At 56.1% G+C, this 20028-nt stretch carries 20 protein-coding genes; 13 read left to right on the plus strand and 7 right to left on the minus strand.

All coding sequences use genetic code 11. The annotated features are described in order from the left end of the window. The first annotated feature begins 5 nt into the window (after positions 1-5). On the plus strand, positions 6-1052 hold the full coding sequence (locus G523_RS0110235) for a glycosyltransferase family 4 protein (RefSeq protein WP_022694968.1): 1047 nt from the start codon (positions 6-8) through the stop codon (positions 1050-1052). Here the strand turns inward: G523_RS0110235 and G523_RS0110240 are convergent. Then, complete coding sequence (locus G523_RS0110240; protein WP_022694969.1) at positions 1046-2041, minus strand: polyprenyl synthetase family protein; 996 nt, start codon at positions 2039-2041, stop codon at positions 1046-1048. The genes G523_RS0110235 and G523_RS0110240 overlap by 7 nt on opposite strands. 171 nt (positions 2042-2212) lie before the next feature. Here G523_RS0110240 and G523_RS0110245 point away from each other — a divergent pair, with 171 nt between their 5' ends. Genes G523_RS0110245 through G523_RS21295 form a run of 3 tightly spaced genes read left to right on the plus strand, consistent with a single transcriptional unit; the run spans position 2213 to position 3342 of the window. Next, positions 2213-2422 (plus strand): putative signal transducing protein, encoded by a 210-nt coding sequence (locus G523_RS0110245; protein WP_027441623.1) that lies wholly within the window; start codon positions 2213-2215, stop codon positions 2420-2422. Continuing rightward, a complete protein-coding gene (locus G523_RS0110250) occupies positions 2419-3159 on the plus strand; it encodes a tRNA1(Val) (adenine(37)-N6)-methyltransferase (protein WP_027441624.1) in 741 nt (246 codons plus the stop codon). Before G523_RS0110245 ends, G523_RS0110250 begins: the two co-directional genes overlap by 4 nt. 57 nt (positions 3160-3216) lie before the next feature. Beyond that, positions 3217-3342, plus strand: a complete 126-nt coding sequence (locus G523_RS21295; protein WP_022694972.1) for a hypothetical protein — start codon at positions 3217-3219, stop codon at positions 3340-3342. Between the two features lie 57 nt (positions 3343-3399). Here G523_RS21295 and G523_RS18960 read toward each other — a convergent pair whose 3' ends face one another. Further along, positions 3400-4569, minus strand: coding sequence for a pyridoxal phosphate-dependent aminotransferase (locus G523_RS18960; protein WP_022694973.1), 1170 nt, complete (start codon positions 4567-4569; stop codon positions 3400-3402). A 304-nt stretch (positions 4570-4873) separates the two neighbouring features. Between G523_RS18960 and G523_RS0110265 the strand changes: the two genes are divergently transcribed. The 5 genes from G523_RS0110265 to G523_RS0110285 all read left to right on the plus strand — a co-directional run bounded on the left by G523_RS0110265 (position 4874) and on the right by G523_RS0110285 (position 7570). After that, positions 4874-5770: a glycine--tRNA ligase subunit alpha gene (locus G523_RS0110265; RefSeq protein WP_022694974.1), complete on the plus strand. Its 897-nt coding sequence runs from the start codon at positions 4874-4876 to the stop codon at positions 5768-5770. A 56-nt stretch (positions 5771-5826) separates the two neighbouring features. Continuing rightward, on the plus strand, positions 5827-6180 hold the full coding sequence (locus G523_RS0110270) for a DUF3088 family protein (protein ID WP_027441625.1): 354 nt from the start codon (positions 5827-5829) through the stop codon (positions 6178-6180). 25 nt (positions 6181-6205) lie between these two features. Next, on the plus strand, positions 6206-6343 hold the full coding sequence (locus G523_RS20930; protein WP_022694976.1) for a hypothetical protein: 138 nt from the start codon (positions 6206-6208) through the stop codon (positions 6341-6343). Positions 6344-6361: 18 nt separating this feature from the next. Then, entirely contained in the window at positions 6362-6787 is a 426-nt protein-coding gene (gene arfB, locus G523_RS0110280; RefSeq protein WP_022694977.1) for an alternative ribosome rescue aminoacyl-tRNA hydrolase ArfB, read from the plus strand. Between the two features lie 96 nt (positions 6788-6883). After that, complete coding sequence (locus G523_RS0110285; RefSeq protein WP_022694978.1) at positions 6884-7570, plus strand: DUF6624 domain-containing protein; 687 nt, start codon at positions 6884-6886, stop codon at positions 7568-7570. 47 nt (positions 7571-7617) lie between these two features. Here the strand turns inward: G523_RS0110285 and G523_RS0110290 are convergent, their stop codons facing one another. Beyond that, entirely contained in the window at positions 7618-9528 is a 1911-nt protein-coding gene (locus G523_RS0110290) for an outer membrane protein assembly factor BamB family protein (RefSeq protein ID WP_081648758.1), read from the minus strand. A gap of 190 nt (positions 9529-9718) precedes the next feature. Here G523_RS0110290 and G523_RS0110295 point away from each other — a divergent pair, with 190 nt between their 5' ends. Continuing rightward, entirely contained in the window at positions 9719-10096 is a 378-nt protein-coding gene (locus tag G523_RS0110295) for a hypothetical protein (protein ID WP_022694980.1), read from the plus strand. A 45-nt stretch (positions 10097-10141) separates the two neighbouring features. Here the strand turns inward: G523_RS0110295 and G523_RS20935 are convergent, their stop codons facing one another. After that, entirely contained in the window at positions 10142-10300 is a 159-nt protein-coding gene (locus G523_RS20935) for a hypothetical protein (protein WP_162141045.1), read from the minus strand. A 220-nt stretch (positions 10301-10520) separates the two neighbouring features. On the opposite strand from G523_RS20935, the gene glyS reads away from it, so the two are divergent. The 3 genes from glyS to G523_RS20370 all read left to right on the plus strand — a co-directional run bounded on the left by glyS (position 10521) and on the right by G523_RS20370 (position 16676). Continuing rightward, positions 10521-12674, plus strand: coding sequence for a glycine--tRNA ligase subunit beta (gene glyS / locus G523_RS0110305; protein ID WP_022694982.1), 2154 nt, complete (start codon positions 10521-10523; stop codon positions 12672-12674). Positions 12675-12686: 12 nt separating this feature from the next. Further along, on the plus strand, positions 12687-15374 hold the full coding sequence (gene ppdK, locus G523_RS0110310; protein ID WP_022694983.1) for a pyruvate, phosphate dikinase: 2688 nt from the start codon (positions 12687-12689) through the stop codon (positions 15372-15374). A gap of 504 nt (positions 15375-15878) precedes the next feature. Next, complete coding sequence (locus G523_RS20370; RefSeq protein WP_051134771.1) at positions 15879-16676, plus strand: cell wall hydrolase; 798 nt, start codon at positions 15879-15881, stop codon at positions 16674-16676. A 51-nt stretch (positions 16677-16727) separates the two neighbouring features. Here G523_RS20370 and G523_RS0110320 read toward each other — a convergent pair whose 3' ends face one another. The 3 genes from G523_RS0110320 to G523_RS18970 form a co-directional block, all read right to left on the minus strand. Continuing rightward, positions 16728-17540 (minus strand): SDR family oxidoreductase, encoded by an 813-nt coding sequence (locus tag G523_RS0110320; RefSeq protein WP_022694984.1) that lies wholly within the window; start codon positions 17538-17540, stop codon positions 16728-16730. 81 nt (positions 17541-17621) lie between these two features. Then, on the minus strand, positions 17622-18476 hold the full coding sequence (gene nadC, locus G523_RS0110325; protein ID WP_022694985.1) for a carboxylating nicotinate-nucleotide diphosphorylase: 855 nt from the start codon (positions 18474-18476) through the stop codon (positions 17622-17624). A 12-nt stretch (positions 18477-18488) separates the two neighbouring features. Then, positions 18489-20027: an L-aspartate oxidase gene (locus G523_RS18970; RefSeq protein WP_022694986.1), complete on the minus strand. Its 1539-nt coding sequence runs from the start codon at positions 20025-20027 to the stop codon at positions 18489-18491. Between the last annotated feature and the right edge of the window lies 1 nt (position 20028).

Below are 20028 nucleotides of genomic sequence, written 5' to 3' on the forward strand. Positions count from 1 at the left end.
TTGTTATGCCTGAGTTTCTGACATTGCCTCTGATTTCTGCGCTCGCTGCGATACCGCTGGCTGCGCTGCTTGGTGCTCTGTTGATCCGTATTGGTCCGCGTGATGCGCCAGACGGGGATAGAAAAGATCAGGCGAAGGCGATGCCGACCTCTGGCGGCATTGCGGTGTTCTTCACTGTCGTGCCTCTTACCGTGATTGTGCTTCTGCTCAATCCGCAATGGCGGGACATTCCCGTCTTTGTTCTGCTTGCAGGTGCGCTCTACATGTTCGTCATGGGCGTCTGGGACGATCTGGTGGCGCTACCCGCTCTGCCCAAGCTTGTCGCTCAGCTCATTCTGGCGCTGGCTGTGGCCTGGCTGGGTGTGCGTGTTGGGTATTTCGACCTTGGACGCCACAGCTGGGAAACAGGGCTGGTGCTCGGCGTGATCGGATCTGCTGCGTGGCTGATCGTGACCACGAATGCCGTGAACTTTATGGACGGTTCTGACGGCCTCGCTATGGGCTCCTCAGCCGTAATCGCGACGGCACTTGCCTTCCTTTCAGCTATATCTGGCGAATACGATATTCTCGCCTGTTCGCTCATCCTGCTTGGTGGGCTGTTTGGCCTGTTGTTCTGGAATGGACGTGGCAAGCTGTTCGCAGGTGATGCGGGCGCTTTGTTTGTGGGCTTCTATCTGGCAGGGCTGGTGCTCATCTGGGTGGACAGAACTCACAGCTCGGTCTGGATCGCGCCGTCACTGTTCATCGCGTTCCTGGCGGATGTGCTTCTGACGCTCATCTGGCGGTTTCAGCGTAAGCGAAACCTGATGCAGCCGCATCGCGAGCACGTTTATCAGATCATGCTGAAGGCAAGAGTCTCGCAGCCGCTGACGGCGTGGATTTACGTTTGGGTGAGCGTGCATGGCGCGCTGATTGCGGGCCTGTCACTGGTGTTTCCGGTGGGCGGCGCGCTAGTCGGTTTCTCGCTCCTGCTTGCGATTCTTTATGTGATTAATCGCAAGATCAGAGCGTCAGCTCTCGAGAACGGTTATCTCGAGCAGGACAATCAGTAAGCGCGGTCGACGCAAAAATCAGCCAGTGACGACAGAGCGTCGCGATAAGGCGAAGCTGGCAGAGTCTTCAGCGACTTCTTGGCAATCTCTACGTATGAGCGGGCTTCGGCCAGCGTATCCTTCGCCGCACCGGTAGAGCGGATCAGGTGGATGGCGTGCGCCAAATCGCTGTCTTCCTGTGTTTCAGGATTAAGCGCACGATCCCAGAAGACTTTGTCATCTGCGCTGCCACGGCGGCGCGCGATGACGATTGGGAGCGTGATTTTGCATTCGCGGAAATCGTCGCCGACTGATTTGCCGATAACAGAAGTCGTGCCGCCATAATCAAGCGCGTCATCAACGAGCTGGAAGGCGAGGCCGAGGTTCTTGCCGTAAGCCTGCATCGCGCGAACCTGTTCTTCAGGTGCATCAGCGCAGACTGCGCCTGATTCTGACGCTGCCTCGAACAGTGCGGCCGTTTTGGCCTCGATAATGCGAAGATACTCTTCTGTCGGAAGGTCCAGCTGGCCCATCACGGCAAGCTGGTGAACTTCGCCTTCAGCGATAACGCTGGACGCGTTGGAGAGAATATCGAGAACAGACAAGCGGCCCGTTTCGACCATCAGAGTAAAGGCGCGTGCGAAAAGGAAATCGCCAACCAGAATGCTGGCAGAATTGCCCCAGACATTCTTCGCAGCTGGCTTACCGCGACGCAGGTCTGATTCATCAACGACATCGTCGTGAAGTAGAGTCGCAGTGTGAATGAATTCGACAGCAGCAGCGAGGCAGTGGACCGGGGCCATTTCTGTCGCGCCGCAGGCTTTCGCCGCAGCCAGCGTAATCAGAGGACGCAGGCGCTTGCCGCCAGCAGAAACAATATAGCCGGAGAGATTCGGGATGACGGAAACTGGACTTGCAGCGCGCTCGGTCAAAAGCGTTTCAACAGCGGCTACGTCATCGTCCAGAAGTCCGGAGAGTGTCTGGAAAGCGTTGGCGGAATCAATTTTCAATGGCGTGGCGTCCAAGGATCAAAACCTTTTTACTACTCACCCAAAAATATAGGGCGTTCTTTCCAACTAAACAAAGAGCTGTCATCCTCTCCGCGTCACTCCGCCGCCATCTTCTACGAAGATTTGCGATTGGAAAACCTCTTGGCCCAGATCAAAAGGAAAAGCAAACGCTTGGAAGAAATAATCCGAACGAATAACGCCGTAGAGTTGTCTGTCATTGATGCGCGTCTCACTGAAGCCGGTATTGAGCATGTTGTGCTGGATGGCTTCACGAGCGGCATGGAAGGGTCTATCGGGGCAATACCAAGGCGCGTGCTGGTATTCTCAGAAGATAAAGCAGCTGCGCTGGCGCTGATCGAAGACGTATTGAAGGGCGAATGATGTCGCTTGTGACCGAGGACTGGTTGCTCAACGAGCAGGTCCGCATTTTTCAGCCGGAAAAGGGCTACAGGGCGGGGCTGGATGCCATTTTGCTTGCGGCCAGCCTGTCCGGTCGGAAAGGACAGCGCATTCTGGATATGGGATGCGGTGCGGGCGGTGCGCTCTTTCCGGCGGCGTGGCGTCTTGCGGAAGTAGAGTTTGTCGGTCTGGAACGTGACATTGTGATGGTGCCTCTGGCGAAGCAAGGCATTGAGGCTAATGGCTTTTCTGGTCGTGTTAGCGTCGCTGAGCAGGACGTGTCTACCATTCCGGCAGACTGGGAGAACCAGTTCGATCAGGTCATGTCCAACCCGCCATACTTCGAGCCTGGGCGCATAACCTCCACGCATGAAGGGCGCACGCACGCCTATATGGCTGAGGTGCCCCTGAATGACTGGTTGAAGAAAATGCTGTTCGTCACAAGGCCGAAGGGGCGGATTACGCTGATCCACCGCGCTGGCGTGCTGGGTGATATTCTGGCCTATCTGATGAGCCGGTCCGGGCAGATCGAAATCCTGCCGGTAAGGTCGGCGCCGGGCGAACCAGCGAAGCGGGTGATCGTGACGGCACGCAAAGGTCTGAAGCGGGGCGAGACGGTGCTTCACGAAGGATTGATCATGCATAAGGCCAAAGGCGAGCAAGATTATACTGGACGGGCGGCAGCGATTCTTGGCGGTGCGCCGCTCGATTGGGTTTAGACCTGCCTTATTCTGACCCTGCGCGTCTGCTTAGCTTCCCATAGAAGGAGAAACTCCATGCAGACGATGTTCGCATTCCTGCTGATTTCGGGCCTGATACTTGGCCTTGTCATCGCTATGCTCGGGCATCCGAAAATCTATCGTGCAGTCTTTGGCGGTTCGGCGCGTTCGCTTGACCATTAGGGCATAAAAAAGGACGGGCCCGTGAGCCCGTCCAGATACATGGGGACGACTGGAAAATCAGATCGCGGTGAGAATGTCGGCCGCTGCCGCGTGGCATTTGTCGATCTCATGATCGAGGCCAACGCAAATGCGTGTCCATTGCGGCAGGGCCGTCCATCGATTGCCCACGACACGAACCCCGCGGTCGAGCATCTGGCTGGCAAATTCGGCATTGCTCATGCCGGTATCCATGTAGATGAAGCTGCCTTGTGGATTTGGCGCAATCGGGCGGCCTAGGTCTGCAGCCATAGCGATGAGCCGGTCGCGACCAGCTTTCGTTTTCGCACGCATTTCTTCGAAATAGGCAGTGTCCAGAAGTGACGCTTTAGCCGCGACAAGGCCGAGATGGTTCACGCTGGACAGGTGCCCATAGCCGCGCCATTCCATCGCCATGTCCGCAGGCATGAGCGCGTAGCCGATACGCTGACCAGCCATGGCATAGATTTTTGAGAAGGTGCGCGCGACGATGACCGGACGGCCCATCTGAACATATTTCGTCATCACGCCAGCTGGATAGTCTTCAGACATGTCCAGATAAGCTTCGTCGATGAAGACCGGGATGCCCTGCGCGGACACTGAGTCAACGAATGCGTCCAGCACGACCGGATCAATGGTGCGTCCGGTCGGGTTGTTCGGGTTGCATAGATAGACTGCCATACCCGGCGCAACCTGTGCTTCGATCGCAGCCATGTCATAGCCGAGGTCTGCGTCGAGCGGTGTATAAATGACGTTCGTACCATAGGCTTCTGCGACGCGTGGTACGCCTTCATAAGTGACAGCGGAGGTCAGCACCGTTTTGTCATTCATGGTTGCCCATTGTGAATAGGCAGCGAGCAGCGGAGTTGAGCCGTTGGTAATGAGCACCTGCTCAGGTGAAACGCCTTCACGCTCAGCGATCATCTCGCCGAATTCCTGAAGAAGCGGGCCGGAGTAGCGGTAGATATTGCCGACTTCAGCGCGCATGGCTTCCATCGCCATTGGCGATGGGCCGAACGGGTTTTCGTTCGATGACATGATGGCCAATGCGTCCGGATCAGGTGCGGCAGCGGCGGCGGTTTCGGTATCTGCTGTGGCCTGCGAGCAGCCCGAGAGCAGGCCTATGCCTGCTGCACCCGCGCCAATGCCGGCCATTTTTAGCCATGAGCGGCGTGAGATGCCGTTCAGGATTTCGGTGTTGATATCTGACATGATGCTTCCCTGCGAGTAGTTGCGCGGGCGACGATCAAACTGAAAAAAGAAATGTCCCGCGGCTTGAATAGAAGTCGGGGATGAAACCTGCTGCAGTGCAACACGTTTGGCGTATTAAAGGGAAAGTGTGCCGTTATTTCTTTCATCACAAAAAGATTGTGCCTAATGTTCAGGCTATGTGGGTGGCGTGTATCGCCGGAGTGCGTCATGGCGGGCATTGCATGCGTTGCTGCGCCGCTAAGAACAGGCCTTGTAACCGTGCGCGCTTGCGGCTAGCTTCCGCGCGAATTTCTCAGAGGCTCAGATGGCAATCGTAACCGCAGACAAACCGAAATCCTTTCAGGACATCATTCTCACGCTTCAGGCATACTGGGCGGAGAAGGGCTGCGCTATTTTGCAGCCTTACGATATGGAAGTCGGCGCGGGTACGCTGCACCCTGGTACGGTTCTGCGGGCGCTGGGCCCGAAGAATTGGAACGCGGCTTATGTGCAGCCATCGCGCCGTCCGGCTGATGCCCGCTATGGTGAGAACCCGAACCGTCTTGGCCATTATTATCAGTTTCAGGTCATTCTGAAGCCAAACCCGATCAACATTCAGGACCTCTATCTTGAGAGCCTTTATGCCATCGGCATCGACCCTGAAATCCACGATATCCGCTTTGTTGAGGATGATTGGGAAAACCCGACAGTTGGTGCATGGGGCCTTGGCTGGGAAGTCTGGTGTGACGGTATGGAAGTCAGCCAGTTCACATACTTCCAGCAGGTTGGCGGCCTTGATGTGCGCCCGGTTTCTGGTGAGCTGACTTACGGTCTTGAACGCCTCGCAATGTATGTCTTCGGCGTCGACAATGTGTACGAGCTGCCATTCAATGATCCGGACAGCCCGAACCCGCTCACTTATGGCGATGTGTTTCTGGAGAACGAGAAGCAGCAATCTGCGTTCAATTTCGAGCATTCCAATGTCGATATGCTGAAGCGCTGGTTTGCTGATTGTGAAATGCAGTCCAACGCGCTGCGTGAAGCGGGCAAGCCTCTGCCAGCCTATGACTATGCGCTGAAAGCCTCTCACACGTTCAACCTTATTGATGCGCGCGGCGCGATCTCTCCGACCGAGCGTCAGGCCTTCATTGCGCGAGTGCGTGACCTAGCGCGCGGCGCAGCTGAACTCTGGGCGAAGCAGGAAGAAGAGCGCGCGGCTTAAACGCCCGCACGTCTTTCCGCGCTCAAATCGTGAACTCCGGCAGAAGGATGCGTTCCGTGTCTGATCCTAAAGACGTGCTTTTCATTCTGCAGACCGATTATGCCGATCCTGCGCATGGCCATGCCGTTTTCTATTGCGAGCATTGCGTCCTGCTTGAGGGCGTTCTGGCCGCTTTTCCGAAGCTTGCAGAGAGAATTGAGGTTCGGCGCCTTAAATGGCCGCGGCCGCGCACAGATGTCTTAGATCTGCTGGGCGAGGATAATCAGAACCTTCCTGCGCTGGTGCTCTATGGTGAGGTTGAGGACGGACTGCCGGTGAATGAAGCCAATGGCCTTCACTTTGTGAATGAAAAGGATGACCTGCTCGAGGTGATGGCACGGCGCTACGGGATTTCGCGCCCCCATCCTTAAGCTTATCAGGTTCGGGGGAAGGCTTATGCCAGCCGGTTTTCAGTTACGCGGGATTCATGAGACAAAGCCCGCAGAGGAACTGAAAGCGTTTAACCCGCGTAAATATGACCAGAATAGCCGCTTCCCGACCTTTATGGTTCTGGACGCGGTTCTACCTGATTGAACCGGAATCTGACTGAATATGCTGCGCATCAATAACGACATATCCATTCAGGACTGGGAGATGACCGAGCAATTCGTTCGCGCTTCTGGTGCGGGTGGGCAGCACGTGAACAAGGTGTCGTCTGCGGTGGAGCTGCGTTTTGAAGCTGCCTCCAGCCCGTCATTGCCTGAGCCGGTGAAGCGTCGTCTGAAGCGCGTGGCCGGTCGCAAGTGGACGCTGGATGGCGCGATCATCATTCAGGTTCAGGATACCCGCAGTCAGGCGCGCAATCGCGAAATTGCTCGGGAGCGTCTGAAAGAAATGATTGAGCAGGCGCTTGTTGTGCCCAAGAAGCGGATCGCAACGCGGCCTTCCAAAGGCGCAATCCGTCGCCGTATTCAGGCGAAGAAACAGCGCGGTGAAGTGAAGTCGCTTCGTGGTAAAGTCACCCCCGGCGAGGAGTGATCTGAAGCTGAACGTCAGCCTGCGCAAACTGTTGCAGTGCGTTCAGACGGGTTCAGGCATGTTCGCCTCATCACTGAACACAGGATGGAGCCCTAAATGCTCAAAAAGTTTCTGACCTCGACCTTTCTGATTGGCGCACTTGCCGTGTCCTCCGTCAGCATGGCGTCGACGGCCCACGCACAGGATGCGTCTGCAAATGCCCGTTACCTCGCTGGTGAGTTTGAGCGTCGTCATAACGCCAATGTTGAACTTGCGGCTGATATCGCGCGTATCGCTATGATCGCTGAATACCCTGGCATCGTCTTGAGCGACATCATGATGAGCGAGCAGATGACGATGGAAGATCGCGAGCAATTTCTCGAGCTTGTCGATCCGTTCTTTGCATTTGCTGCAGCGCAGGCTGCAACTGAACTGAAGGCGCACGTAGACCGCGTCGGATGGGACGGGATCGCCGAAGCCGGTCCTGTGACCATGTCGATTGCATTCGACATTGTATCGAACCTGCGCGATTTGGATTTCCAGCGAAGCACGCTGTCCGTCTTTGAGCCATATGCGGAGCGTGAGGATATCAACGCGTATGTGTTCGCCATGTTCTATGACGACGTCATGGCTGCAAATGGTGATGCACAGAAGTGGGGTACGGCAGGCCAGTGTGAAAATGGCCAGTGGGTGCCCGCCAACATTCAGGATCGTGCGAATGTCGATGCGCGCCGGGAAGCTGTCGGCATGATGACACTCGCAGAGTCAATTGAAGTCGAAAATCAGTATTGTGGCACTGAATAAACAAGACGATGGAAAGCGCAGTCGATGCGCTTTCCATTGATTTTCTGCTACTCGTTTTCGGCTGGGGTCAGTGTAATGAGCGCATTGCCGGTATTCTGCCCGAAGCGTGCATAGCCAGAGCCTGTAACAATCATGCCGTGCGCCGCAGAAATGGCATGGCTATCAATCGAGCCGCCCTGAACCGGAAGGCCGTTGATTGAGGTGAGAGGGACAGTCGTGTCGATCTCATTAAGAACGTCACCCGTCTCGATATCGAAGGCGAAAAGCTTTCCATCCAGCGTGCCTGCAATCACCGAGCTACCTACGATGAGCGGCGTCGCCGAAAAGCCGAACAGGCTCTCACAACGGACCAGCCGTTCGCCGCGGTCGTCATCGCAGTCGACCTCAGCGCTATACTCCCAGAGCGGTGTGCCATCGCTGACATTGAATGCGAACACACCCGGACGAGGCGTTGGGGCGCCGGGGCGCACAGGGTCATTGATCGTCAGGATGACCGTCTCGCCATCGGTTGCAATGCCCCAGTGATTACCGCCGAGCGCCGTGCCTTGACCGATGCGTTGCGCCCATTCGAGTGTGCCATCATCCGCGCGAAGTGCCCATAAATGACCGGACTTCTGGCCCGCCAGAACCAGATCAACGCTTTCGCCGTCGATCTCGGAGGTGACGATTACGGCGGCGCCGCCAAAGTCGAAATCGCGGCCGATATTATACTCATCCCAGTGCCAAGGGCAGTTGGGGCCGGAGGTTTCATCGGTGCCACGGCAGTGTGCGTTCCATGCGTCGCCCACCATGGCCTGAAACAGCCAGGCCGGTTCGCCGGTATCGAGGTCCAGCGCGATGATCGCATCAGAGGTATTGGTTGCTGGCAGAGATGTATTCTCACCCGTCGTGACCAGCACGCGATTGCGCGCAACATCTACTGTCGGCTGTGACCAGATCGGCGCACCCGAAGGGCCCTGCTGCGGCTGGCCCAGATTATTGAAGAGACCGTTCGGCGAGGATTCTTCCATGGTGTGGTATTCCCAGAGATGGGAACCGTCGTCCGCGTTCAGGACAACCAGAGCGCCATGGCCGGTGCAGCAGCTTTCGACATTGGGGAACACGCCGGACGCAGAGATCGGCACGAGCACTTTATTTTCGTGCAGAATAACGCCGGGGCGAATATCGCCGCCATCACCGCGCAGGGGCTGGCCGTCTGCCTGCCAGATCAGCGCTCCCGTTTCGGCGTTTACAACATGGATCATGCGTTCATTCGCGACGAACAGGATCGCATTCTGCCCTGCGACCTCACCAAAGGTGAGGGGAGAACGCGTCTGTTCGCCGAAGCGATAGGTCCACCTTACGCAGCCCGTGTCCTGATCGAGCGCAGATAGATTGCCGCCGCCAGCATAGAATAGTGTGTCGCCAACATTGGCTGTAGCAACGCTCATCTGAAAGCCGTCCGGCTCGCCAATCACCCAGTCGATCTCAAGATTTCGAATATCGTCCTGATCGAGGCCCGACGCCTCTTCGGAGATATAGCGCCAGCCCTCTGTATTCACGCCGAACGTTGTCCAGGTTTCAGGGCCTGTCAGATCCACGGTGCGATTGTCTGCAGCGCACATGAATGCGTCCGTCCATGCGGACTGATCCTGTTCGGCGGCTTGTCCGGAGACAAGGTAATCAATCAAGTCGCTTGTCTCGTCCGCCGTGAGAGATGCGGCCATTGGGGCCATGAGGCCATTCTCGCCCAGCGCGGCTTCAATTTGCTGACGGGGTAAGTTGACCAGCTGGTCGAAGGGAATGGCGCGCTCGTCGGCCTCGTTTTCATGGCAGACCTGACAGAAGTTTTCATACACGACGCGCCCTGGAAGTGTGCCATCGGGTCCGTCATTGTCTGACTGTGCCGTAGCAGGAAACTCTGCCAGCACGAAAACCGCAGATGCCAGCAGGCTCTGCTTCAACAACGATTGCCTCATAATGTCCTCCCGATGGACGCGTTTATTCTTTCGCGTTTTGTAGCAGACTACATCGAACTGCCTAGAGGGAAAGGTCTGTCGTCACCATTTGCCAACATTACGCTGGAGACAGCGTCCTTTTGGTCGCACTTCCGTCAGCGCGATTAATAGTCATATATTTTATGCGGATAAGCTGACCGAAGGAAATAAGATGCAGCTCAAACAGATTGTTCTAAGACTGGCGCGTAATCCGGGTTTTCCGGAAGGAGACCGTGACCAGGGGTATGTCATCGTGGCGCCGCTCAACAATGACGCGAAGCTGGATGTTGATGCCTGGCGCGATGTGAAAAAGCATTGCACGGTGAAACGCTTCCACCCTGATGATGCGCTGGCGGCGGACGGACTTCTCACCCATCGTGGCAGTCATTGGCATTTCCACTATGACGAAGAGGACGAAGGTCCGGACGAGCCGCTTTATAAGCTGGCCGACCACCAGATACTTCACGGCTCCTACGTCACCATCGCGCATGGTGATGACGCAGAGCCGCTGACCTATCAGGTGGATGACATTCGCAATGTCGAGGTCTAGGCCGCAAACGAATTCAGCCGGGACGCATCCCGGCTGAGTTTCAATTTAATAGTTGGCTGGCGGGTCGCTCGCCGGGAAGGATTCATCGCCTTCCTCGTCTACGATATCCCACGTTTTCTTCGGATCCTTGAGCTTGTCATCATCAGATGGCTCGATCTCGTGTTTGTCGTCCTTCTCGGACGTGTTGAGGCTCTGCTGTTCCATCATGTCCTCCTGAACAAATTGGAATGTTTGGTCTCTAATCAACGCATCACCCCCGTTCTCAGTTTCAAGAAATCCAAAAAAATTGTCCGTTTCCGGCAAAAAATACCGTACGTATTTGTCACAGTGTGCGCTTTCATGGCACATGCTCCATTCTATGCATTGCATTTCTCTCTTGAGGCGCTAATCCGAGTGCAAATCCATCCAGCTGAAACGTGTTTCTATGCCCCAGCTTTTGCTCGAACTCTTTTGTGAAGAAATCCCGGCCCGTATGCAGGCGAAAGCCGAGTCCGATCTGGGGGAGGCGATCAAAAAAGAGCTGTCTGGTGCAGGGCTGGAATTCGGCTCTGTTGAGACGCTGGGTGGTCCGCGTCGGCTGACAGTGATCGTCAATGATCTGGATGAGAAATCCGCTGACGTGCGTGAAGAACGTAAAGGCCCGAAAGTCGGCGCGCCGGAGAAAGCCGTAGAGGGCTTTATGCGTGGCGCAGGCCTCACATCTATCGATCAGGCTGAGATCAAGTCCGACCCGAAAAAGGGTGATTTTTACGTCGCTGTGATCGAGACGCCGGGCCGTGAGGCGACCGACATTATCGCCGAGATCGTTCCGTCCGTCATTCGTGGCTTCCACTGGCCGAAATCCATGCGCTGGGGCACTGGCGATCTGCGCTGGGTGCGTCCGCTGCAGCGCATTGTCTGCGTGTTCGATGGTAACGTGGTTCCGTTTGAAGTGGACGGTCTCGCTTCAGGTAATGAAACCGAAGGTCACCGTGTGCATGGCCGCGGCCCATTCGCGGTAACAGACGCTGATAGCTATAAGGCTGCGCTTGAAGGCGAGGGGCATGTCATGCTCTCCCGCGAGGCGCGCCGTTCCAAAATTCACGCTGACGCGCAAAAGGTTTGCGCTGATGCCGGTCTCGAACTCGTTGAGGATATCGGTCTTCTGGAAGAGGTGACCGGCCTTGCTGAATGGCCTGTGGTTCTGCTCGGTGAGATGGACCCTGCTTTCCTCGATCTGCCTGAGGAAGTCATCCAACTTTCTATGCGCGTGCACCAGAAATACTTCGCGGTACGTGACCCGAAAACGGGCGGCCTCGCGCCGAATTTTGTCGTGGTGGCAAACATCTCTGCAAAGGATGGCGGCAAAAAGATTGCTGAGGGCAATTCCCGCGTTCTTTCAGCACGTCTGAATGATGGCCGTTTCTTCTGGGATAACGACCTTGCGACGCCGCTTGAAGAGATGGGCGAGAAGCTCAAAACCATCGATTTCAAGAAAGAGCTCGGCACGATTGCCGACAAGGTGGAGCGCGTCGCTGACCTGGCCCGTGAGCTTGCGCCGAAGGTAGGCGCTGATCCGGCTCTGGCTGAACGTGCTGCGCGTCTCTCCAAATCTGACCTTGTGTCTGAGATGGTCTATGAATTCCCTGAGCTTCAGGGCGTGATGGGCCGGTACTATGCGCAAAAGCAGGGCGAGCCGAAGGTTGTCGCTGACGCGATACGGGACCACTATAAGCCGCAAGGGCCATCAGATGCTGTACCGTCTGAGCCCGTCTCGATTGCCGTGGCCTTGGCTGATAAGCTCGATACGCTGGTTGGCTTCTGGGCAATTGATGAAAAGCCAACCGGCTCTAAAGACCCGTTCGCGCTTCGCCGTGCGGCGCTCGGTGTTGTGCGGATCGTTTTGGAAAATAATGTTCGGCTGGGTATAAACTCTGCAATATTCGCTACGTTCGCTGGATGGGAACGGTCGACTGCTCCGGGAACTCAAGCCGTCCCAACCAAAGACAATTCCCCTCCTAAATTCTTTGGCGGGGGGCGAGCCGTTCGAATTATAGAGCACGATCAAGCTGTTCAAGCCGACCTCCTCTCCTTCTTCGCGGACCGTCTCAAACAATATCTGCGCGATCAGGGCAAACGTCATGATCTGATCGACGCTGTATTCGCGCTTGGCGAAGATGACCTTGTAGCGATCACCAACCGTGTTGATGCGCTTCAGTCTTTCCTCAGCAGTGATGATGGCGCGAACTTGCTTGCCGGATTCAAGCGAGCCGCGAACATTTTGAAAGCAGAAGAGAAAAAAGACGGCACCAGCTATCAAGGAATAGTCGATCCGGAAAAACTCTACGAAAAACAGGAAAAAGACTTGTTCGCCGCGCTTCAGGATGGCGAAACTAAAGCCGGGGCTGCCCTTATGGCAGAAGACTTTGAAGCGGCAATGGGTGTTTTGAGTAGTTTACGTGGACCAATCGATGCATTTTTCGACCATGTCACAGTGAATGCAGAGGTTGTTGCAGTGCGGCAAAACAGGCTGTATCTGCTTTCACAAATCAGATCCGTGCTTGGCCAAGTAGCGGACTTCACAAAAATAGAAGGTTAGGGGACGAGTTTTATGAGTAAGCTTGCAGAACAGGTTACAGACGTTCGTTGGGTCTACGCCTTCGGTGGCGGTGATTCAGACGGCGAAGCGAGCATGAAAAACCTGCTTGGTGGTAAAGGCGCCAACCTCGCTGAAATGGCGAAGCTCGGCCTGCCAGTGCCTCCTGGTTTCACAATCACCACAGAAGTCTGCACAGAGTACTACAAACTCGGCGAGAAATATCCGGACACGCTGGCAGGGCAGGTTGAAGCTGCACTGACCGATCTGGAAGAAAAAACCGGTAAGAAATTCGGTGAAGCGTCTAACCCGCTTCTCGTGTCTGTCCGCTCCGGTGCGCGTGCCTCTATGCCTGGCATGATGGACACCGTTTTGAACCTTGGCCTGAACGACAAGACGGCTGAAGGTCTGGCTGAACTGTCCGGCGACCGCCGTTTCGCATTCGACAGCTATCGCCGCTTCATCCAGATGTACTCTAACGTTGTTCTGGACCTCCCGCACCACGAGTTCGAGCACATTCTCGACACGTATAAAGAGCAGAACGAATTCGACGTCGATACGCAGCTCTCTGCTGAAGACTGGATGGATGTCATCAAGCAGTACAAGGCTGCTGTGGCAAAACTCTCTGACAAGCCGTTCCCGGAAGATCCGATGGAGCAGCTCTGGGGCGCTGTCTCTGCTGTATTCGGTTCATGGATGAACGATCGCGCGATTCTGTATCGCAAGCTGAACGACATTCCGCAGGAATGGGGTACGGCGGTGAACGTTCAGTCCATGGTGTTCGGCAACATGGGCGATACGTCTGCGACTGGCGTTGCGTTCACACGTGACCCGTCTACCGGCGAAAACATGTTCTATGGTGAGTTCCTCGTGAACGCGCAGGGCGAAGACGTTGTTGCGGGCATTCGTACACCAGCGCCGATCTCCAAAGCACGCGCCGAGAAGATCAACTCCGATCTCGTCTCGCTCGAAGAAGAAATGCCAGCGGTTTACAATCAGCTGATCGAAGTCGCACAGACGCTCGAAAGCCATTACCGCGACATGCAGGACATCGAGTTCACGGTTGAGAACAACATTCTCTACATGCTGCAAACCCGTAACGGTAAGCGTACGGCTGGTGCGGCGCTGAAGATCGCTGTCGATATGGCTGCTGAAGGCCTCATCACCGAGAAGGAAGCCGTTCTGCGCCTTGAGCCAGCTCAGCTCGACCAGCTTCTTCACCCGACAATTTCTCCGAACGCGACACGCGATATGCTCGTTCAGGGCCTTCCGGCCTCTCCGGGCGCGGCGGTTGGTAAGGTTGTGTTCTCGTCTGACAAGGCGGCTGAAATGGCCGCTGACGGTCAGAAGGTTATTCTTGTTCGCCAGGAAACCAGCCCTGAAGACATTCACGGCATGCACGCGGCGCAGGCGATTGTTACGTCTCGCGGCGGTATGACATCTCACGCCGCTGTTGTTGCGCGTGGCATGGGCCGTCCATGTGTGTGTGGCGCAGGCGAAATGCAGATCAAAGAAGCCGAAGGCGTCTTCCGCGTATTCGGCCGTGAAGTGCGCGAAGGCGATGTCATCACGGTTGATGGTGCCGCCGGTCAGGTTCTGATGGGCGAAGTCGATATGATCGAGCCGGACCTTTCAGGTGACTTCGGTCAGCTGATGGAATGGGCAGACCGTGTTCGCACGCTGAAAGTCCGCACAAACGCTGAAACGCCTGAAGACGTCCGCACAGCGAAATCATTCGGCGCAGAAGGCATTGGCCTCTGCCGTACTGAGCACATGTTCTTCGACGCCGAGCGTATTCCTGTCGTACGTGCGATGATCCTGGCGTCAGACACGGCTGGCCGTAAGGAAGCGCTTGCGAAGCTTCTCCCGTTCCAGCGTGAAGACTTTGTGGAAATTTTCTCTATCATGGAGGATCGTCCTTGCACGATCCGACTGCTTGACCCGCCTTTGCACGAATTCCTCCCGCACACGGATGAAGACATTGCAGAAGTAGCCAAAGGTACCGGCCTCGATGCTGAAGACCTGAAAGCACGCGCAGAAGAGCTTTCTGAATCCAACCCGATGCTGGGTCACCGTGGTTGCCGTCTCGGCATCACATATCCTGAGATTTACGAGATGCAGGCGCGTGCGATCTTTGAAGCGGCCCTGCAGGTCGCGAAAGAGACCAGCTTCAAGCCGGTTCCTGAGATCATGATCCCGCTGGTTGCAACTAGGAAAGAGCTTTCAATCCTGAAAGACCGTGTTGATGCGATGGCGAAGGAAGTCTTCGCTGCGGCAGGAGCATCGGTTGATTACCTCGTTGGTACAATGATCGAGCTGCCACGTGCAGCCCTCAAAGCCGGCGAGATCGCTGAAGACGCAGAGTTCTTCTCATTCGGCACGAATGACCTCACACAGACTGCGCTCGGCATCAGCCGTGACGATGCTGGTCGCTTCCTCACAGCTTACGAAGACAAGGGCATCTATGAGAAAGACCCGTTCGTGACACTGGATCAGGAAGGCGTCGGCGAATTGGTCAAGATCGGTGTGGAGCGTGGCAAAGCGACACGTCCTGATATCAAGCTTGGTATCTGCGGCGAGCATGGCGGCGACCCTGCGTCTGTCATCTTCTGCCACAATGCTGGGCTGAATTATGTGTCCTGCTCACCTTACCGTGTGCCAATTGCGCGACTCGCAGCGGCTCACGCGGTCCTGAAATCGTAGATTTCGGGTCGTTTCAGACTTCAAAAACAGCGGCGCACGGTAATTTTTTACAGTGCGCCGTTTTTGCATCAGGTCCCTGGTGGGGATGCTGAGCTTGCACATGGCTTCGCTCGACGGGCGAAAATCATGCCGCCGTAGCCAACTGAATTCATGGAATTTTATGGGATTTTTTCGTCAAGTTATGACGAATGTATTGGCCTAGTATTCGCCAGCTGGTCTTGGCCGATACAGATGATAAACACGTGAACATTTCGTGATGTTAATGAGGTGCGACTCCTAATATCTTGCAAAAGCGAGGAAAATGGATATCTACACCTGACTTTGGAGGCGACTGGCACCAGTTTTGTAATTGTCAGTCCACCCGTCTGAACAGAATAAAACATTAAGACGGGTTAAAGATTAGCTGGGGTTATAACTTAAATGTTAACCTTATTTAAGACTTCTTCCCGTAAGGGATTACGTCAGCGGTCGCCTTGGGGCCGAGTGACGTCATGGTGGTCAACTATGTCTGATCGAGAGCAACGCTCTACGCTTGCGCGCGGAATCGCTATTTCCGCTTGCGCAGTGACGGCTGCGATTGCGCTCCCGACTCTGGCTGGCCGCGTTGAGACCGAAACACAACGTGCAGAATTCCGTGAGGATGCACGCTATCTTGCTTCACGTATCGAAACACGTGCGCCTGTTGAGGCCGATTCCGATTCTGCTGTCCTCGACACCGAATGGATTCGCACCGTTGAGTATGCGCTCAATCGTGCACCTGGTGCCGCAACAGACCGCTACAGCCAGCGCTATCGCGATATGGCTGCTCTCGAGACGTATGCGTCTTTCGACCCGTCTCACCTCGAGATGGCGGAACAGACACAACAAGAGCATGAGTGCCTGTCCACTGCGATCTACTACGAAGCACGCTCTGAACCGATCCTTGGTCAGATCGCCGTAGCAGAAGTTATCGTGAACCGTGTTCGCGATCACCGCTATCCTAACTCCGTATGTGAGGTTGTGTTCCAAGGTTCTGAGCGCAGCACGGGCTGTCAGTTCAGCTTCACGTGTGATGGAGCAATGGATCGTCACCCTGCACGTGGTCGTCTGTGGCGCCGTGCGCAGGATGTGGCATCTCACGTCATGATGGAGCTCAACCAGCCTCTGACAGGTTCTGCGACCCACTATCACACAGACTATGTTGATCCGGTCTGGAACCGTCACCTGGTTCACACCAAAACGATCGGCACACACATTTTCTACCGTTTCCCACGCGGTCGTGAATGGGCAGAGGTTCGTGAGCGCAATGAGCGTTCTACCTGATCACCTGATCTGAAAATAAAATCTTCTGAAAGCTGACCCGGCCTGCCGCGGTCAGCTTTCTCTTTTGGGCATAGAGCGCGCGATGCGCTTTTGCAGTATGCCGGGGAAGAAACGCTTCGCGAAGCGCGCGCGTTCTGCATCTTTGCCGACAAGATAGTGCATCTGTTTGCCGTGGGCCGCTTCCCAGACTTTTTCTGCCGCCATGGAAACGGGGTAAACGTTCAAACCGCTGGCAAGCAGCTCGTCTTTCATGAAGCGGTTCGCGCCTTCCTGGCCTGCGCTATCCAGAATCGGTGTGTCGACGAACCATGGCAGCAGGCAGCAGACCTTTACGTCAAAATCGGAAAATTCGTGATCCAGAGCTTCTGTGAGCCCGCGGACAGCAAATTTAGTGGCGGAATACACTGCCAGCTGCGGAGAACCTGCAATGCCTGCTGTGGACGCTGTATTGATGATACGGGCGCCGCGGGTTTCTTTCAGATAGGGCAGGGAGGCATAGACGCCATTGACGACGCCTTTCAGGTTCACATCGATCATACGGTCGGATTCTTCCGGTGCGATCGTCTCCATCCAGCCAAAGCTACCGATACCGGCATTGTTGAATAGCACACTCATCTGACGCTCTGTGGCTTCGCCGAAGTTTCGCATAGCGGCATTCCACGCGTCACGGTCGCGCACGTCCAGAACGCCGCTGAGAGAGTTCTGTTTGCCAATTTCGTCGGAAATGTCTTCGAGGCCGCGCTCGTCAATGTCGTAAAGACCAACGAACCAGCCCTTTTTTGCAAAGAAGCGTGCTGTCTCGGCGCCAATACCTGATGCGGCGCCGGTGATGAAGATGCTTTTGCGTCCCCGAGCTTCACTCATATGTTCGTTCCATCCCCTTTTTTGAGTGAACAGGTTAAGGTGCTCTGCGGGCTTTGCAATCAGCTTTTTTGAAAAGCCTTATCAGGCGGCATCCATGCCGAGGTCCAGGTTCAGCGCAGAGTGCGTCAGCGCGCCAACCGATATGAAATCAACGCCTGTGGAAGCGATTTCAGCGACAGTGTCGAGATTCACTCCGCCAGAAGCTTCAGTAGTGAAAGCTCCACCAACCATGCGGACCGCCTCGCGAAGATTGTCGCAGGACATATTATCCAGAAGCACCGCGTGTGGCTTGAGAGGGATGATCTCTTCAAGCTGGTCGAGCGTATCGACTTCGATTTCGACCATGCGCAGATGGCCGGCATAGTCCAGCGCACGTTTCAGAGCTTCGGTAATGCTGCCGCACGCCGCGATATGATTGTCCTTGATCATGATCGCGTCGTCGAGACCGTAGCGATGGCTTGTGCCGCCGCCGCAACGCACGGCGCGTTTTTCAACGGCGCGGTGACCAGGCGTGGTTTTGCGCGTGCAAACGATTTTGGCGTCAGAGCCTTCAATGCGGGAGACAAACTCGCGGGTGAGTGTGGCAATGCCGGAAAGACGTCCCATAAAGTTCAGCATGGTGCGTTCTGCGGTCAGAATAGAACGGGCAGAGCCGTTCAGTCTCGCAACGACCTGACCGGGCGCTACCGCTGCGCCATCGGGCGTTTCGATGTCCAGAGAGACAGACGTATCGATCATGCGTAGAGCAAGGCTGGCGGCATCAAGACCTGCGATCACGCCATCCTTACGGCCCACAATGTTCACGGCCATTGTCGTATCAGGCGGGATCGTTGCATCTGTCGTCAGGTCTCCCGCGCGGCCCAGATCCTCGCTCAGCGCGAGGCGGACAATCGGTTCCAGAACGATATCGGGAAGGGGTGGGATGAATGAGGTCAAACTCTGTCTCCTCTAAGCGTTGCTGGTCGGCGGATCGATGAAAACAGGTCCGGCCTGTCCTTTATAGAGAAAGGTCCGCTTCGGCGTATCTGATGTGTCCGGGAAATCGGACCGGAAATGTCCGCCGCGGCTCTCTTCACGTCGCAGTGCAGAGCGGACGATTAGTTCGCTGACCACGAGTGCGCGCGGCACGAGCCCTGCCGGAAATTCTTCGGCTTGCTCAATGATCCAATCAAGCAGCGCTGCGAGGCCCTTGCCATCGCGCACGACGCCGCATTCGGCCGCCATACGAGCCCGGAGCGTTTGCAGTGTCGCATCGTCCAGATCAGGTGGCGAGATGCCTTTGGCGGTGTCGTCAAGCTCTGGCAGATCGCTTCCTTTAAGCCGGTCAGCAATACGCGCAGCATAGACGACCGCTTCAAGAAGGGAGTTGGAGGCGAGGCGGTTTGCGCCATGCGCGCCTGTGGAAGTGCACTCGCCACAGGCTGATAGGCCTTTTAAACTGGTGCGTCCCCACAGGTCAGTGACAATGCCGCCCATATGATAGTGCGCTGCAGGCGCGACTGGGATCGGATCAATGCGTGGGTCGATGCCGGCTGACATGCAGGTAGAATAGACGGTCGGGAAATGCTCTTCGATTTCATCACCAATGGCATCGCGCGTATCTAGAAAGGCTTTTCCGTCCGACAGTGCTTCGATGTGGACAGCGCGCGCGACCCGGTCACGTGGCGCAAGTTCGCCCATGGGGTCGTGACGCGGCATGAAGAGCGTACCGTCTTTATTGATCAGTTTTGCGCCTTCGCCGCGCAGCGCTTCGGTGGCAAGCGGGGCAGGGTCGCGGTCAATGTCGATCGCCGTCGGGTGGAATTGTACGAACTCCAGATCAGCGACGAGGGCGCCTGCTTCGTAGGCCATGGCCACGGCGTCACCGCGAGATTCACGCGGATTGGTCGTGATGCGGAACAGTCCGCCTGAGCCGCCCGTACAGAAGACGGTTTCTCTGGCGTAGATCGGAGAGACTTCTCCGGCGCTATCGCGCACAAGAACGCCAGCCACATTCTTCTTGCTGCCTGACAGCAGGCCAATCGCCTTAAGCCCGTCGATGATTTCGATATGCTCGGCTGCCGCGGCCGCTTCTGAAAGCGCTTCCATAATGGCGCGGCCTGCCAGATCACCTGCCACACGGGCAACGCGTGCCTTGCTGTGAGCGGCCTCAAGCGACAAGGCGAGTGCGCCTTCCGCCGTCCGGTCAAATGGTACGCCAAGTTCTATCAGGTCACGTACGCGCAGCGGGCCAGCTTCGGCAATGAGTTGTGCGGTGACCGGATCGACAAGACCGTCGCCTGCCAGAACGGTGTCGCGCGCATGTTCTTCCGGAGAATCATCCGGCGCGAGCGCTGCTGCCAGGCCACCTTGTGCCCACGTCGAGGAGGACGCCTGGCCCACGGGAGCAGGGCAGATAACTGTGCATTTTCGCGGTGCAAGACGCAGGGCAAGAAACAGGCCCGCAAGCCCGGCGCCCACGATCAGGATATCAGTGCGATCACTCATT

Origin of the sequence: Ponticaulis koreensis DSM 19734 (assembly GCF_000420665.1) — a bacterium.
Taxonomy (GTDB): Bacteria; Pseudomonadota; Alphaproteobacteria; order Caulobacterales; family Hyphomonadaceae; genus Ponticaulis; species Ponticaulis koreensis.